This is a genomic window from Roseivirga thermotolerans, assembly GCF_014653175.1.
Classification (GTDB): domain Bacteria; phylum Bacteroidota; class Bacteroidia; order Cytophagales; family Cyclobacteriaceae; genus Roseivirga; species Roseivirga thermotolerans.
Genome location: NZ_BNAG01000003.1, coordinates 107,490 through 123,893, shown reverse-complemented (window position 1 = coordinate 123,893; position 16,404 = coordinate 107,490). Strand labels below are relative to the sequence as shown.

At 44.3% G+C, this 16,404-nt stretch carries 15 protein-coding genes; all 15 read right to left on the bottom strand.

All coding sequences use genetic code 11. From position 1 onward, the window contains the following. Positions 1-61 precede the first annotated feature (61 nt). Positions 62-1,630 (bottom strand): cell division protein FtsZ, encoded by a 1,569-nt coding sequence (gene ftsZ / locus IE164_RS10480; RefSeq protein WP_189630192.1) that lies wholly within the window; start codon positions 1,628-1,630, stop codon positions 62-64. Positions 1,631-1,684: 54 nt separating this feature from the next. Beyond that, entirely contained in the window at positions 1,685-2,038 is a 354-nt protein-coding gene (locus IE164_RS10475; protein WP_189630191.1) for a four helix bundle protein, read from the bottom strand. A gap of 68 nt (positions 2,039-2,106) precedes the next feature. Beyond that, positions 2,107-3,414, bottom strand: coding sequence for a cell division protein FtsA (ftsA, locus tag IE164_RS10470; RefSeq protein ID WP_189630190.1), 1,308 nt, complete (start codon positions 3,412-3,414; stop codon positions 2,107-2,109). Positions 3,415-3,422: 8 nt separating this feature from the next. Then, on the bottom strand, positions 3,423-4,190 hold the full coding sequence (locus tag IE164_RS10465) for a cell division protein FtsQ/DivIB (protein WP_189630189.1): 768 nt from the start codon (positions 4,188-4,190) through the stop codon (positions 3,423-3,425). After that, complete coding sequence (murC, locus tag IE164_RS10460) at positions 4,187-5,560, bottom strand: UDP-N-acetylmuramate--L-alanine ligase (protein WP_189630188.1); 1,374 nt, start codon at positions 5,558-5,560, stop codon at positions 4,187-4,189. The genes IE164_RS10465 and murC overlap by 4 nt, the downstream gene beginning before the upstream one ends. Continuing rightward, complete coding sequence (gene murG, locus IE164_RS10455; protein ID WP_189630801.1) at positions 5,557-6,669, bottom strand: undecaprenyldiphospho-muramoylpentapeptide beta-N-acetylglucosaminyltransferase; 1,113 nt, start codon at positions 6,667-6,669, stop codon at positions 5,557-5,559. The genes murC and murG overlap by 4 nt, the downstream gene beginning before the upstream one ends. 1 nt (position 6,670) lies before the next feature. Then, positions 6,671-7,828, bottom strand: coding sequence for an FtsW/RodA/SpoVE family cell cycle protein (locus IE164_RS10450; protein WP_189630187.1), 1,158 nt, complete (start codon positions 7,826-7,828; stop codon positions 6,671-6,673). A gap of 16 nt (positions 7,829-7,844) precedes the next feature. Then, the gene (locus IE164_RS10445; protein ID WP_189630186.1) at positions 7,845-8,195 is read right to left on the bottom strand and encodes a four helix bundle protein; all 351 of its coding nucleotides are present in this window, start codon (positions 8,193-8,195) and stop codon (positions 7,845-7,847) included. A gap of 49 nt (positions 8,196-8,244) precedes the next feature. Then, positions 8,245-9,582, bottom strand: a complete 1,338-nt coding sequence (gene murD, locus IE164_RS10440) for a UDP-N-acetylmuramoyl-L-alanine--D-glutamate ligase (RefSeq protein WP_189630185.1) — start codon at positions 9,580-9,582, stop codon at positions 8,245-8,247. Between the two features lie 2 nt (positions 9,583-9,584). Next, positions 9,585-10,802 carry a phospho-N-acetylmuramoyl-pentapeptide-transferase gene (mraY, locus tag IE164_RS10435; RefSeq protein WP_189630184.1) on the bottom strand — a complete coding sequence of 406 codons (1,218 nt, stop codon included), beginning with the start codon at positions 10,800-10,802 and terminating at the stop codon, positions 9,585-9,587. Between the two features lie 146 nt (positions 10,803-10,948). Further along, the gene (locus IE164_RS10430; protein WP_189630183.1) at positions 10,949-12,415 is read right to left on the bottom strand and encodes a UDP-N-acetylmuramoyl-L-alanyl-D-glutamate--2,6-diaminopimelate ligase; all 1,467 of its coding nucleotides are present in this window, start codon (positions 12,413-12,415) and stop codon (positions 10,949-10,951) included. Further along, complete coding sequence (locus tag IE164_RS10425; RefSeq protein WP_189630182.1) at positions 12,415-14,523, bottom strand: PASTA domain-containing penicillin-binding protein; 2,109 nt, start codon at positions 14,521-14,523, stop codon at positions 12,415-12,417. Before IE164_RS10425 ends, IE164_RS10430 begins: the two co-directional genes overlap by 1 nt. Then, positions 14,513-14,890 (bottom strand): FtsL-like putative cell division protein, encoded by a 378-nt coding sequence (locus tag IE164_RS10420; protein WP_189630181.1) that lies wholly within the window; start codon positions 14,888-14,890, stop codon positions 14,513-14,515. Before IE164_RS10420 ends, IE164_RS10425 begins: the two co-directional genes overlap by 11 nt. Beyond that, on the bottom strand, positions 14,871-15,800 hold the full coding sequence (gene rsmH, locus IE164_RS10415; protein WP_189630180.1) for a 16S rRNA (cytosine(1402)-N(4))-methyltransferase RsmH: 930 nt from the start codon (positions 15,798-15,800) through the stop codon (positions 14,871-14,873). Before rsmH ends, IE164_RS10420 begins: the two co-directional genes overlap by 20 nt. Positions 15,801-15,806: 6 nt before the next feature. Next, positions 15,807-16,253, bottom strand: coding sequence for a division/cell wall cluster transcriptional repressor MraZ (gene mraZ / locus IE164_RS10410; RefSeq protein WP_189630179.1), 447 nt, complete (start codon positions 16,251-16,253; stop codon positions 15,807-15,809). Between the last annotated feature and the right edge of the window lie 151 nt (positions 16,254-16,404).

The following is a 16,404-nucleotide window of genomic DNA, read 5'->3' as shown; positions in this document are numbered from 1 at the left end:
CAGTAGGCTGTCTTATTCACATGTCTCAACTTTTAACCGTTGATTAAGTTAAAAATTGGTTTTAGTCCACGTTGTCATGCAGAAACTTATTGTCTCCCATGATTTCGTCATCATCATTGAGATTATATCTCGAAATATTACGCTCAGATGACGGTGAGTTTTCACTCAACCGAACTTGTCTTCGCTGGTAAGCGGGTATTTCCAAACGCTCTTTAAAGTCATCGTTGTTCATTCCATGATTAGAAGAGCCTCTTAGTCGTTCTTCTCGCAAACGAGCCTGCTCCATAAGTTTAGCACGCTTCATTTCCAAAAAGTTTTTGTTTCGCTCTTCGTAGAAATCATTATCTAACGACCTGTTTCGTACCTCATTTTCTTCCTCATAGGGAGCTGAAGGGTATTCTTCTATCTCGTACTTTCTGGCAAGTCTGGCCAGGAAGGAGTAGCCCGAAGGATTGGCGTCTTCATCATCGTCATCGTCTTGCGACTTGCCGGTAGCTTCAGGTTGGGGCTCCGCCTTTGGAGCTTCAGCCGAACGATCGAAAAGGGAAGTTTGCGAGTGCTTAGGTGAAAGAGAGTCTTCATCTCTCAAATCGATCTCTCGATTGCTCTCCAGATCGATAACTTTTTTTCTCGATTCGCTCATTTGAGTCTTCAGTTCCGGAGCCTCAAAACCTGTAGCAATAACTGTTACGCTGATGTTTTGGCCATGATTAGGATCAATGCCATGCCCGAAGATAACCTCTGCATCATCGCCAGCTTTTTCCTGAATGTATTCTGTGATTTCAGTAAGTTCGTCCATTTGCAACTCTGCCTCTTCTCCGGAAATAATGGAAAGGAGAATTTTGGTTGCTCCATGAATGTCTTTGCTGTTTAGCAATGGAGAAGATATGGCCATTTCGGCTGCGCGCAATGCTCTGCCTTCTCCATCGGCTGTAGCAGAGCCCATTACGGCTGCTCCGGCACCTTTCATTACGGTTTGAACATCCATGAAGTCTACATTGACATAGCCCGGTACGGTAATAATTTCTGCAATACCTTTGGCTGCTGTAGTCAACACATTATCGGCCTCTCCAAAGGCTTTGCTGATGGGCAGGTTACCGTGCACTTCACGAAGTTTATCGTTAAGTATTACCAAAACTGTATCGCAGTTCTCTTTGAGCTCAGCAATACCTTTATTGGCCGCTTCCATTTTCTTTTTGCCTTCAAAGCTAAATGGAGCAGTAACTATACCTACTGTGAGCAGATCCATGTCTCTGGCAATTTTGGCAATTACAGGAGCAGCTCCTGTACCAGTGCCACCGCCCATTCCGGCCGTTATAAATACCATTTTGGTATCGTCCGAAAGCATGGTGCGAATTTCTTCCTTGCTTTCAATAGCGGCATTTTTACCAATATCAGGGTTGGCGCCAGCCCCAAGCCCTTCGGTGAGCCCAACACCAAGCTGAAGCCTGTTGGGTACAGGACTGCTTTTAAGTGCCTGGGCATCGGTATTACATACTACAAATTCCACATCTTTAATGCCTTGATTATACATGTGGTTTACTGCGTTACTACCGCCACCACCAACACCAATCACCTTTATGATTGATTTGTGGTGCTTTGGAAGTTCAAACATATATGAGTCTGCCATGTCGTTTTATTTTGAGCTGGGAGCGAGAAGCTTGAAGCTTGAAGCCCACAGCGGTTATTTCAATTTTTTCCTAAATGCTACTATCATATTCAAGAGGTTGAAGCATCGCTGATAATTGACTTTAAATTCTTCTTCCCCTAAATAATTCCTGTTCCTCGCTTTGTAAAGGCAAGTCACAACCTCTGCGATTGATCTCACAGAGTAACCTAAAAACCTTCTGAACTCTGAGTCTGACTGACCAATTGATCCTTCTGAAATATTCAAGGCAACAGAATCAATCGCTCTCGTAATCTGACTGGAAAGATTGAACTTCTCCCTATCCGGAAATTTGTATGAAAGAGCATTAATCTCTTCACCCAAGTCCATTGCTTCAATCCAAATTTTCATCCGTTCAAACCTAAAGCTCATTTTGTGTGTGATTTAATTTCAGTTTCCAGGAAGCCGTTTGCTTCCCGCTTCATGCTCCTAGCTCTAAGCTAGTACTCCCCTTTATCATGAAAGTCGTCCATCAAAAGGCCTTTGGTTTTGTCAATAAGCTTGCTAAAAAACTCTGCTCCTTTCTTTTGCCCTCTGACTTCCTTTTTCACTCCACTATGGTTTCTGTTTTCATTGTAGCGGTTTTCGCGCTCATCTATGGCACGGAACCCTGAAAGTACCAAACCAACTGTGGTGGCATACATTGGGCTCTTAATGGCTTCGATCTTAGATTTACCCAAATGCTCATTGGGGTAACCAATTCTTGCATCCATGCCCGTCATGTATTCAAACAGTTGCTGCACATAAGCCAGTTGCGATCCGCCACCGGTTATCACAATACCTCCGGCCAGCTTATTGGCATAACCCGAAGTAATTATTTCTGCGTGCACCAACTCAATTATTTCCTCCATTCTGGCTTCTATAATATGGGCCAGATTTCGAATAGAAATTTCTTTTGGAGGCCTGTTTCTAAGGCCCGGAATCGAGACAATTTCATTTGGATTGGCTTCTTCTGCTATGGCCTTGCCAAACTTGGTCTTTAACAACTCAGCCTGGTTTTGCATTACCTTGAGCCCCTCCTTAATGTCGGTTGTAATAATATTGCCACCGAAAGGAATGACCGCGGTATGGCGAATTATGCTATCATGGAAAATGGCAATATCCGTAGTACCACCTCCTATATCGACCAAACAAACACCTGCTTCTTTTTCTTCATCGCTCAACACCGACATGCTGGAGGCCAACGGCTCTAAAATGAGGTTTTCGATTTCCAGCCCTGCCCGCTTAACACATTTGTTTATATTTCTTATGGCATTGGTCTGTGCTGTAATTACATGGAAGTCGGCTTCCAGTTTTACACCAGACATACCTACCGGATCTTTAATGCCATCTTCATAATCCACAATGTAGTCTTGCGGCATAACATGAATAATCTCGCAACCGGGAGGCATTACAATTTTGTGAATGTCGTTGGTGAGCCGATTGATATCTTCTACGGTAATTTCATCGTCTACCCGGTCGCGTGTAATGCTTCCATGGTGGATTGAGCTTTTAATGTGTTGACCGGCTATTCCCACATTGACTACATTGATTTCAATGCCCGATTGCTCACTCGCCTCCGCAATCGCCTTTTCAATGGCAATAATGGTTTTATCAATATTGGTTACTATTCCACGGATCACTCCGTCTGAAACGGCTTTACCCATTCCCAGAACCTCAAGTTTTCCGTATTCATTCTTGGTTCCAACTATGGCACAAATCTTAGTTGTACCGATGTCGAGTCCTACTACTATTTTGTCGTGTTGCATGGCATTGGTTAGTCACAAATTATCTGATCCTTATATTCTACATTCACCTTTGAGTAAGTGTTCCAACCTTTGGTTGGCATTATTTGCTTGAAGAAAATCTCAAGCTTCTTGAACTTCTTCTCTATGTCTTCGGCATAGCCGAATTCCAATCGTTGATCTCCCACCTGGGGATACATAACCACATATCCTTTACTGTTGATATCGATCTGACCTATTTGCATAGACCAGAACTTGTGGTTGTTAATGAAATTGATGAGTGTGTAAATCTTTTGGGCATACTCTTCTTCTTTCACCGACTTAATGGCCATAAGTTTTTCGGTGTAGCGTCCGGTAATCACAGGTACGCGAGCAGTGTATTTGGAAGATACCGGCAACAGCTCCCCCGTTTCTGCGATGTAGGCATTTTTGCCCTGTGTTCCCATTAGCCGGGCAACAGGTTTGTTTTGCCTCGCCTTTACTACCAAATGGCCTTTTAGGTCTCTGTATACCTCTGCCTCTTTTACAAAACTGTGTGACTCAATTCGCTCCTCTACTTCTTTTAAGCTCACAGGAGTAAAGCCGTCTCCCAGAATGGAGTCGTTTTCGTTTTGCATTATGAGTTCCATTACATCGCTTTCATCGACAAAGAAGTTCTCAAAGGCATTTTCTATCTCTACATTTATTTCTTCTACTCTATATCCAAAGTCTCGTTTCTCTACCGAACTGGCTAGAATAACCAATAAGGCACATCCGGCTATAATCCCCAGCACTCTCAATACATTCTCTTTTGTTTTCATGACAATGCACGTTTTAAGGGTTGAACTAACTTATCTATATCGCCTGCCCCCACAGTTAAAAGCACTTGGGGTTGCCAGGCTTTTATATGATCTATCAAGCTTTCTTTACTTGATACCATCTTCTTTTCGGCAGAAATACCATCTATGAGCATTCCTGAATTCACTCCTTCCATAGGAAGTTCCCTGGCAGGGTATATATCCAGCAAGATCACTTCATCGGCCAAAGACAAACTCTCAGAAAACTCTTGAGCGAAGTCTCTGGTACGGCTGAAAAGATGTGGCTGAAAAACAACCGTAATCTTTTTGCCTGCAAACAGATCTTTTACCGATTTGAGCAGAGCAGCAATCTCTACAGGGTGATGAGCATAGTCGTCTATGAACACCAGATCATCTCGCTTGATAATGAATTCAAACCTGCGTTTGACTCCACGATAGCTCTCTACAGCTTTTTTAATGGATTCGTCTTTAGCCCCTAAATGCCTGCTAACAGATATGGCTGCAAGCATATTTTCCACATTGTGATAGCCGGGAACATTGAGTCGTATACCTTCAATGGTTTTCTCTCCATTCTTATAATCGAAAATAAAAGAGGCCTCTTCAAAGCGAATGTTTTCGGCAGTAATGGAAGCCTCTGAAAGCGCATAGCCTTCATGGTTAAGCTCATGACCTGAAACAAGCTCAGTGGCCAACTCATTTTTCACAAAGAGTTTCCCTTCTTGCTTTATTCTTTTTATAAAGTCCCTAAACGAGTCTTTCAACACATCCTTATGGCCATAAATATCCAGGTGATCAGCATCGGCCGAAGTCACTACAGCCCATTCGGGATGTAAAGTGAGGAATGATCTATCGAACTCATCGGCCTCAATCACAGCAATGGCCTCACTGGTTTCGTTGAGGATCATATTGGTATCGTAGTTGGCACTTATTCCTCCAAGAAAACCGGCCACATCGAACCCTGACTCTTTTAACAGGTGCACAACCATCGATGAAGTAGTGGTTTTGCCGTGGGTTCCGGCCACTGCCACACTGCGCATGTTTTGGGTAATGATTCCCAGCACCTGTGATCTCTTGAGCACTTCAAATCCGTTACCCTTCAGCCAGTTTAATTCTGAATGGTCTTTGGGTATAGCCGGAGTGTAGATAATCAAGCTACCTTCGGGGTTTGCCTTTACCTCTGCATCGATCAGGTCAATATTATCATCAAAGTGAATCTCGATTCCTTCCTGAATTAACCTGGTGGTCAACTCCGTTGAGGTGCGATCGTAGCCAGACACACGCTTTCCGTTGTGCTTGAACCAACGGGCCAAAGCACTCATGCCAATACCACCGATACCGACAAAATAGACGCTATGTATCTTTTCTAACTTCATGCGATGAGTTTCACTATTTCATCTACAATTTCATTGGCCGCATTGGGCTTGGCCATAGCCTTTATATTCTTGCTCAGCTGAGCTTTTTTCTCTTCATCTTTCAGCAGTTCGATGGCTCTATCAATGAGCACCTCTCTTGCCTCAACGTCTTTTACCAATACCGCAGCCTTGTTTTCTACCATGGCCTGGGCATTCTTGGTTTGATGGTCTTCTGCCACATTGGGCGAAGGCACGAAAATGGTGGGCTTACCTGCAATACTCAACTCCGATACTGAGAGAGCTCCTGCTCTGCTAATCACCACATCGGCTACGGCATAGGCCAGGTCCATCTCTTTCAGGAATTCAAAAAGCTTCACCAGATCGTTTTGAGGCACTTGCGATAGCTTGTTCTGCATTTCTGCATGGTAGAATTTACCACACTGCCAAAGCACCTGCACTTGTGCATTAATTAGCTTCTGAATATTCAGAATCATGCTGTCGTTTAGAGTTCTTGCTCCCAAGCTGCCACCTAAAACCAATAATACAGGTCTATCGGCCCGCAGCCCAAAATGGCTGAGACCAGTATCCCTTTTATTGGTCAGTTCGGTAATGTCCTTTCTCACCGGGTTGCCCGTGAGTACCACCTTCTCGGCCGGAAAGAAGCGATCCATTTGCGGATACGCCACGCATATCTTCTGTACCTTCCTGGCCAACATTTTATTGGTTAAACCTGCATAAGAGTTTTGCTCTTGCACAATGGCAGGAATCTTATGCTTAACTGCCATTCTCAACAACGGACCGGAGGCGTAACCTCCAACTCCTACTGCCGCATGTGGCTTAAACCGTTTTATGATCTTCTTACTCTTTAGCAGGCTATCGACCACTTTGAGGGGAAAAGAAAGATTATCGAGCGTGAGCTTGCGCTGAAGCCCACTGATCCAAAGCCCCTTAATGGTATAGCCCGCTTCAGGCACTTTTTGCATCTCCATTTTGCCCTTGGCACCAACGAACAAAATCTCTGCTTCAGGAAAGCGAGTTTTGAACGCGTTGGCTATGGCTATGGCCGGATACACATGCCCTCCGGTGCCTCCACCGCTAATAATTAATCGATATGGTTCTTTCTTTTCGATGTTATGCAGTTCTTAATTTATTCTTCATGTCGCCACTGATGGCGGAAAAGTCTTCTTGCTCACCTCGGCTCACGCTGAGGATAATTCCCAGTGATAGTCCGGTGAATAGCAGGGAGGTACCTCCCATACTTATGAGCGGAAGGGTCTGGCCTGTTACCGGCCCGAGCCCCACTACAACCCCAATATTTACCAGTGCCTGAATGACTATGGCAAAAGTTAGCCCTGCCGAAAGCAGGCCTCCAAAAGCCCTATCGCTATTGGCTACTACCCGCATGCCTCTATACAGCAATACCAGGTAGAGAAAGAGCACCATAACACCGCCAACCAAGCCATACTCTTCAATGATGATTGCATAGGCAAAGTCTGAGTATGCTTCCGGTAAAAAATTTCGCTGAATACTTTCGCCAGGCCCATTACCTAAAATTCCGCCTGTAGCAATGGCCATGTTAGCCACCTGAGCCTGATAAGGCACTTCGGTTGGATTGAGGAACGACCGAACTCTGTTCATAGCTGTTTCGCCTCGTTGCCCCACCTTCATAGCTACGAAGCCTGCAAAGGCACCAACTACCAGAAGCATGGCCAAATACTTTACCGGTACACGGCCTATGAAGAGCAGTAGCATACAGGTAGCAAACAGCATGACGGCTGTTGAAATGTTGGTCATGGCGATGAGGGCACAAATGCCCCCACACCAGGCCAACATTGGAATTAAAGATTCTTTAAAGTCATCTATTTTTTGCTGACGTTTGGCCAACATTGTAGCCAAGGCAGCAATAAGAGCCAATTTTGCCAGATCTGAAGGCTGAAACTGCAGCCCAACAAACGGAAGTACAATCCATCGATTGGCACCGTTTACCTGAGACCCCCACTGCCACGCATAAAGCAACAGGGGCACCGAAAGTAGCAGTGCAAAATGAGTGAGCTTTGCATAATACCTATAGTCTATCTTATGAGCCACCCACATAACAAATAATGACAAGCCCACCATAATGGTGTGGCGAATCAAAAATTTCTCGGTGTTTACTCCTGCCCTATAGGCCAATGAACCCGTGGCACTATACACTACCAGAATACCAAAAACAGACAGGCAAATAACCACCAACCAGATGACGGGGTCACCCTGAATATTCTTGTCAGCCCATTCTTTGATCTTGTTCATTTCAGATCTTTGATTTTTAATTTTTGATATTTCTGTTCGCAGAAGCAGTTTTGATCGAAGCCACCACTATGGCCAAAATCTCATCTCCTTCTTTCATCAATTCTTTTAGCAATTGAAGATTCGTTCCATTTAGTTCGGTTAATAAATCCATGAAGTATAAGCACTCATCGGCCTCTTCTTCGACTATCTTCAGTTTGTTAATGAAGTCTGCTGATGATTTTGCTCTACAGGCAGCACGATAATTAGCCCCTACCGAGGTACTACATCTAGTCAGTTGCCGACCAGTTACACCATAGGTATATCCATTTGGCAATTCCTCAATCATTCTCAAACTGCTGAGTACATATTGCCTTTGGCGTTTGATCATATCGTGTCTACTGAAGCTCAATCGTCATTCAACATTCATAAATCCAAAATCATAGTGCCCTAACGGCACTCTTAAACTGGTTTCCTCTGTCCACATAATTCTGGAACAGATCGAAACTGGAGCAAGCCGGAGACAGCAACACAATGTCTCCCGGTTTGGCAAGTTCTTTGGCCCAGCGCACAGCCTGGATCAAATCGTCAGTAGACCTTACTACCGGCACCAAATTCTCGAAAGACGTAATGAGCTTGGAATTATCTTTTCCCAGGCAGATCAGCGCCTTCACTTTGTCCTGCACCAGTTGGTTTACCAGGTTATATTCATTGCCCTTATCAATTCCTCCGGCAATCCACACAATTGGGTTTTCGAAGGCATCGAGGGCATATTTTACGGAATCAAGATTGGTTGCTTTGGAATCGTTGATGTACTCTACTCCATTGAGTTCGCGGACAGGTTCCAGCCTGTGTTCAGCTCCCTTGAAAGTCTTGAGTGCCTCAAGCAATGCTTCCGGTGAAACACCAGCCACAAGGGCAGCATTTCCGGCAGCGGCTGCATTCAACGCATTATGTAGTCCCTTGATTGAGATATCTGCTCTGGGGGCAGATACCTCAATACCATTAGGGACATAAAACAACCTATCATTTTGTATATAAGTTATCTCAGCAGCGTCTCCGCTGAGCGAAAAGGGATGTACATTGAGGCCACGAGTGGCTTTAGCAATGCCTTCCCCGATTTGGGGGTCATCCTGCCAATAGACAGCATGACGTCCCAGGTGTACAAGGTGAAATATGCGCATCTTGGATGCGATATATTTTTGGAAGTCGTAGTCGTATCTATCCAGATGATCCGGTGTGATATTCAACAAGACCCCTATTTCTAATTTCAATTCGTAGGAATCATCCAACTGGAAACTGCTCAGTTCGAGCACATACCAATCGAAGTTTTCCGTGAGCACCTGACGTGCGAAACTGGTTCCTACATTGCCCGCTAGCCCTACATTGAATCCACCCGTTTTCAGGATGTGATAAGTGAGCATTGCAGTTGTGGTTTTACCGTTTGTTCCGGTAATTCCTATGAGTTTTGCATTGGTGAATTGCGCTGCGAACTCGATCTCCGATATGATCAGATTTCCATTAGCTCTCAGTTTTTGTATCAACTCAGCCTTTTCCGATATACCTGGACTCTTTACAACAAGATCAGCCTGTAGTACTTTTTCCGTTGTATGCTTCCCAGACTCAAACTCAATTCCATTATCCTGAAGCTCTTTGAGATATTGCTCTTTGATCGACCCAGCGTCAGATACGAAAACCTCATAGCCCTTTGCTTTTCCAAGCAAGGCTGCTCCGATTCCGCTTTCTCCAGCACCTAGTATGACCAACTTTCTTTTCAAGCCTATCTCAGTTTCAATGTTGCCAAAGCAATAATTGCCAGCAGGATTCCCACAATCCAGAATCGCGTAACGATTTTAGGTTCCGGGATTTCCATTTTCTGGTAGTGGTGGTGAAGCGGAGACATCTTAAAGATTCTTCTACCTTCACCGTATTTCTTTTTAGTGTATTTGAAATAGCTCACCTGTATAATCACAGAGAGGTTTTCTATCACGAAGATTCCGCACAACACCGGAATCAGAAGTTCTTTTCGAAGTACCAGGGCCAATACAGCAATAATTCCTCCGAGGGAAAGACTCCCGGTATCGCCCATAAATACCTGGGCAGGGTATGAGTTGTACCAAAGAAAGCCTACACAAGCACCCACAAAAGCCGTACAGAAGATTACCAGCTCTCCGGATCTTGGAATGAACATTACATTGAGGTAATCGGAGAAGATGGCATTACCTGAGATATAGGCCAATATGGCCAGTGTGAGGCCTATAATTGCTGAAGTACCGGCTGCCAGTCCATCGATTCCATCGGTAATGTTTGCCCCATTGGAGATGGCCGTAACAAAGAAAATGACAATTAAGATGTATATACCTGCTGTAATCAGTTCATTCTCGGTCGGATTCAGCTTGCTATAATCCAATTCATTGTTTTTTACAAAAGGAATGGTAGTAGTGGTAGACTTTGAATCGGTATAGCTTACTATTTGTTCTTCACCCTCTTGCTGAATTTCTACTGGGGTTTTATTGAATTCTCTCACCACAACATCGTCACTAAAGAACAGGGTTGCTCCCACTATTAAACCTACACTTACCTGCCCTACCACTTTGAATTTGCCGGCAAGGCCTTCTTTATTCTTCTTGAATACTTTGATGTAGTCATCCAGGAAGCCAATTCCACCTAAGACCAAAGTGGTTACCAACAAGAGAATGACATATATATTCTCAAGCTTGGCAAATAACAGGGTTGGAATAACAATGGCGGCAATAATAATGAGCCCGCCCATTGTTGGAGTTCCTTTTTTCTGCATCTGGCCTTCCAGCCCTAAGTCACGTATGGTTTCTCCTACCTGCTTTTTTCTAAGCATGGTAATAAGCGACTTACCAAATGTGATGGTGATGAGCAATGAAACCAGCACAGCCATACCTGCCCTAAAGGAGATATACTGAAAAACTCCAGCCCCTATCAGGTCATATTCTCTATCTAAGAAGTCGAATAAATAGTATAGCATTTACAGTTTTCTGTTTCTCGTTTTAAGTTTCAAGCCATTTCCGATATCAGATTTTTGATCTACACTGTATTTCGAACCTATACCGGATTCGCATGAGGCATTGTTCGTATAGCCCAAATCGTAAATCGTAATCTGCATATCGTACATCATTTCTGGTGCATTAGATTTAGCATTTCACTCAACACCTTTCGGTCGTCAAAGTCGCTTCGCACTCCTTTGATTTCCTGATAAGTCTCGTGCCCTTTTCCGGCCACCAGTATTATATCGTTGGGTTCGGCCATAGCACAAGCTGCTTTTATGGCTTCCCTGCGGTCTTCAATAACCAATGTCTTCCTAAAATTGGAGGGGGAAACCCCTGCCTGCATGTCTTTCAAAATATCTCCCGGCTCTTCGAATCGGGGATTGTCTGAAGTCAGTATTACCTTATCGCTCAAGTCACAGGCTATCTTGGCCATAACAGGCCTCTTCTCTTTGTCTCTGTTACCCCCGCAGCCCACTACCGTAATCACCTTTTCGTTACCGGTTCTAAACTCCTTAATGGTTGAGAGTACGTTCTCCAAGGCATCGGGCGTATGAGCGTAATCGACCAGTGCCGTAATGCCTGTATTTGAATTGACCTGCTCGAATCTTCCGGGGGCTGGATTCAAACTAGACAACTGCTCCAGCACCATGCTTTCGTCTTCTCCCAACAGTACAGCCGCACCATACACCGCCAACAGATTATAGGCATTGAAATCACCTATAAGCTTAAACCAAACACTCTTTCCGTCAATATCCAGTTCTAAACCCTGTAGTGTATTGGAAAGAATTTTGGCTTTAAAGGCTGCCATAGATTTTAGTGCATATTTATGCTTGGCTGCCTTGGTATTCTGGAGCATTACTGCCCCCCTTTTGTCATCGGCATTAACCAAAGCGAAGGCTGTCGATGGTAGCCCATCGAACAGCAACTTCTTCGCTTTGATGTACTCATCGAAAGTTTTATGATAGTCCAGGTGTTCATGTGAAAGGTTTGTAAAGACAGCTCCTTCATACTTAAGTCCTGCAATTCTGTTTTGCACGATAGCATGGGAACTCGATTCCATAAAACAATGAGTACAGCCTTTGGCCACCATCTGTGCCAAAGTTTTATTTAAAGTGATAGCATCCGGAGTAGTGTGTGTAGCCGGAAGCTCCTCTTCATTAATTTTGTTTACTACAGTAGAAAGCAAACCGGCATTGTAACCAAGCAACCGAAACAGCTGGTGCAATAGCGTAACACAAGTGGTTTTTCCGTTGGTGCCGGTTACTCCCACCAGCTTAAGCTTCTCTGAAGGATTGCCATAGTAATTGGCGGCCATAAAGCCGAGGGCTTTGGAAGAATCCTTCACCTGCACAAAAGCAACATTATTGACCAAAGACTCTGGTAGCTCTTCGCAAACTACTGCTACGGCACCCTTTTCTATAGCCATTTCTATATACTCGTGGCCATCGGCCTGAGTACCACGAACTGCTACAAAAGCGGTTCCGGCCTCCACTTTTCTGGAGTCAAAGGCAATGGCTTTTACTTCGGTTTCCATATTGCCTGAAACCGACTGCAACGAGACTTTATATAATATGTCTTTCAATACAGCCATTAGCCTAATTCTAATTCTATTGTTGCTCCTTTTGTTGCCCGAACACCAGCTCCAACCGACTGTCTTTTCACGCGGCCGCTGCCTGAAGCCAAAACTTTTAACCCTATATTTTCAAGGATGTATACCGCATCGCGCAAGGTCATTCCTTCCACATTGGGCACCAATCCTGTATTGTCATGATTTTTCTTCCAAATGACTACGTTATTATTCACCGAACTCCTTACCCAATCGCTAGCCTGCTCATCAGCATAGTTAGATATGCCCAATTGATTACATAGCTCATTGAGCTCCTCTAGCCTTCCGGCTCGTATTACAGGAAATGTACCATTGTTGGCAGCAGTATACTGAGGTGCGAAGGAGTCATGTATATCGAGGTTTTGAGCATAAATCATATCGGCTATTTCTTTGAAAACCGGTGCAGAAACATCTCCACCATAACGATTCCAACCTCTTGGGTTATCGATAATAACTATGCACGAATAGAGTGGATCTTCTGCCGGAAAGTAGCCAGCAAAAGAGGCATAGTAGCTCTGTGTCATATAGCGCCCATTAACTAAACGCTGGGCGGTACCGGTTTTCCCGGCAATCTTATAATGCTCGTTCTTAATGTTTTGGGCCGTACCACGTTCTACCACCCCTTCAAGCATAAGACGCAGCTTCTGCAATGTTTCGTCAGAAGCAATCTTTTTATTCAGCACTTTGGGCTTAAATACCTCAACCGGCTTATTGGCTCTGTTGATGCTTTTTACAATGATGGGTTGAATCATTTTACCATCGTTGGCAACAGCATTATAAAAAGCCAATGTTTGCAGAGGAGTCAGGCCGGTCTCGTAACCTACAGACATCCACGGCAAGCTGGATCCGGACCAGGACGGATCGCTCGGATCTTTAATATAGGGTTCACCTTCGCCCAATAATTGAAAGCCAAGGGGCTGACCTAAGCCAGTTTCTTTGATGAGATCGACAAACTCCTTTGGGTTATCTCCAAAATGCTCAGTCACCAGTTTAGCTATACCCACGTTAGAGGATTTTTCGAATACATCCTGAACGGTTATCTTCCCATATCCTCCACGTTTCACATCAGTAAGCTTGAGCTTACCATCAAAAAACTCAATGGTACCATCACCGGTATCCACACTGTCGGTCAACTCCACCTTGCCTGATTCCAGCAAAGCCAACATGGTAGCTAACTTAAAAGTAGACCCTGGATCGTTTGTAGTACCTATGGCAAAGTTGTATGTCTCGGCATAGTTGCCGGACTCAAGTTTTTCCAGATTAGAAATAGCCTTAATTTCTCCCGTTTTTACCTCCATTAAAACCACAGCTCCATAGTTGGCCTGATAGGTTGAAAGAGCTCTTAGCAAGGCATTTTGTGCTACATCTTGCAGGTTAATATCTATAGTAGTATGAATATCATAACCATCTACCGGACGCACATCGGTTGAGGCATATACGGGCTTCCAGTTTCCACCGGCCACTCGCTGAAAAAGACCCTCACCATTTTTACCGGAGAGGTAATCATTAAAACTAGCTTCAATACCTACTACGCCTTTTCCATCTCCATTAACTCTGCCAATGGTTCGCTGAGCCAGCTTTTTAAATGGGCGATGTCGATCATCAATCTTTTCGAAAATCACACCACCGCGCATTTGCCCTAAACGAAATATTGGCCAGGTGAGCATTTCCTGGCGCCCCTGGTAATTGACCAACTCTCGGTTGAGAATGAGGTATCTGCTTTTCATTTGCCGAGCTTCCGAGATCTTCTTCTTATAGTAGTCTGAAGAATGATCCCGGAAATATTTCGACAGTAGATGTGAAAGGGAGTCTATATTAGACGTAAATGTTTTATTATCGACCAAAGACGGATCGAAGGCCAACCTGTAAAATGGCAGCGAAGTTGCCAGCAGATCGTTTCCTGAAGCATAAATGCTTCCACGGGTAGCCTTAATGGTTCTATAATCCAGGCTACTTTCTTCTGCCAATTGCCTCCAGTGATCACCTTCAACCATCTGGATATCGACCAGCCTATAAATGACAGCGAAAACAAATAACACTGCCACCAAAAAGGCTATCCTTACCCTTAACAGTATGGAGTGCTTAATATTCATCTTCGTCTACAACAATTTTGATTGGCGGTTCTTTGCTTTCTTCCAAACCAAGCTCTTTTACCTTCTTGGCTACTTCAGACTGCTTACTGCTGAACATATACTCTGCTTCAAGAGTAGTTACGTCAGCTCGCAAATCTTCCACTTCCTCTTCGAGCCTATCCAGCTCGCGAGTTGCTCTTTCGGCATAGTGGTTATTCCAAACATAGATGATACCCAACAAGACCGCGAAGACTACTTTTGGGAGATACTTGACCGGAAAACCGGACTCCCAGGCAGAACCTAACTTTAAACCGGACGCCAAAAACCCGAAGAATCCCTTCCCCGAGCCCTGCTTTTCCGATTTAACTTTAAACCTGTTTTCTGCCATTTTCAATACGCTCAGCTACGCGAAGCTTTGCACTTCTCGATCGGCTGTTTTTTGTTAGTTCTTGTTGGTTTGCCGTTACCGGCTTTCTATTCACTGCCCTAAAGGGCTTTAATTCATTTCCAAAAAAATCTTTCTCCACCTCGCCAAACACCTTGCCTTTGTTGATGTAGTTTTTGACCATCCGATCTTCCAGCGAGTGATAACTCATGACCACCAGCCTTCCTCCCGGATTGAGCACTTCTGCTGACTGCTGCAAAAACTCCTCTAGTGCACCCATCTCGTCATTTACCTCAATGCGAATGGCCTGAAACACCTGAGCGAAGTACTTATTCTCCTTACCTCGCGGAGCAAACTTCTTCAACAGCTCGATTAAATCGAAGGTAGTCTCGAAAGGCCGCGAAAAACGACTCGACACAATGGCAGCCGCCAACGATCGGGCATTTTTCACCTCGCCATAAATACCCAAAACCTTATGCAGGTCTTTTTCTTCGTATTCATTGACTACGGTTTTTGCCGTCTTTTGAGCCGACCGATCCATGCGCATATCCAACTCAGCGTTACCCCGGGTAGAAAACCCTCGAGAAGCCTCATCGATTTGATGCGATGAAATACCTAAGTCTGCCAAAATACCATCAACCCTAGACACCCCATGCAACTTTAAAAACCGCCTGAGGTACCTGAAATTGGCTTGTACGAATGTGAAAGAACGATTATCTATTTCTTCTGCATTTAACCTGGCATCCTCATCCTGGTCGAACCCGAAAAGCCTGCCAGCCCCAGATAAATGCTTAAGTATTTCTTTTGAATGCCCTCCTCCACCGAAGGTCACATCCACGTAAATTCCGTCAGGTTTGATGTTGAGCCCATGAATGCATTCCTGAAGCATTACAGGCACATGATATTCAGCCATTACTTGTTATTCTTCAGCCAAGTACTTTTCGGCAAGCTTTGAATACTCCGAAGTGTCATTAATGAGGTTCTCCTCATACAGATCAGGATTCCAGATCTCAACCCGGTTGCCCAACCCCACTAAAACCACCTCCTTCTCCAACGAAGCATAACTCATCATTCGGGCCGGAATGTTGATTCTACCAGAACCATCCATTTCTATCTCCAGATTTCCCCGAAAGAAACTCCTTTGAAACCTCCTATACTCCTCGTTGAATTCACTCAAAGACCGAACACGGTTGATAATCTTTTTATACTCGATCATAGGATACAAAACCAGACAAGACTCAAAGCCGCGCCTAAGCACCAGCTCCTGAGTAGCCACATCAGGCAAAGCAGACTTTACCTTGGCCGGTAAAGCAAGCCTTCCTTTAGCGTCTAGCTTACAATCATATTCACCAGTAAAAAAAGTCATTACACACCTGAACTAATACAAAGATAGAAAAACATTCCACTTCACCCCACTTTTTTCCTTTTTTTCCCACTTTGACTGAAAATTTAAGAAAATCATTCGATTTTGCGCTACCTGAGCTCATTTCTTTTCATTAATCCACCTCACGCAATAA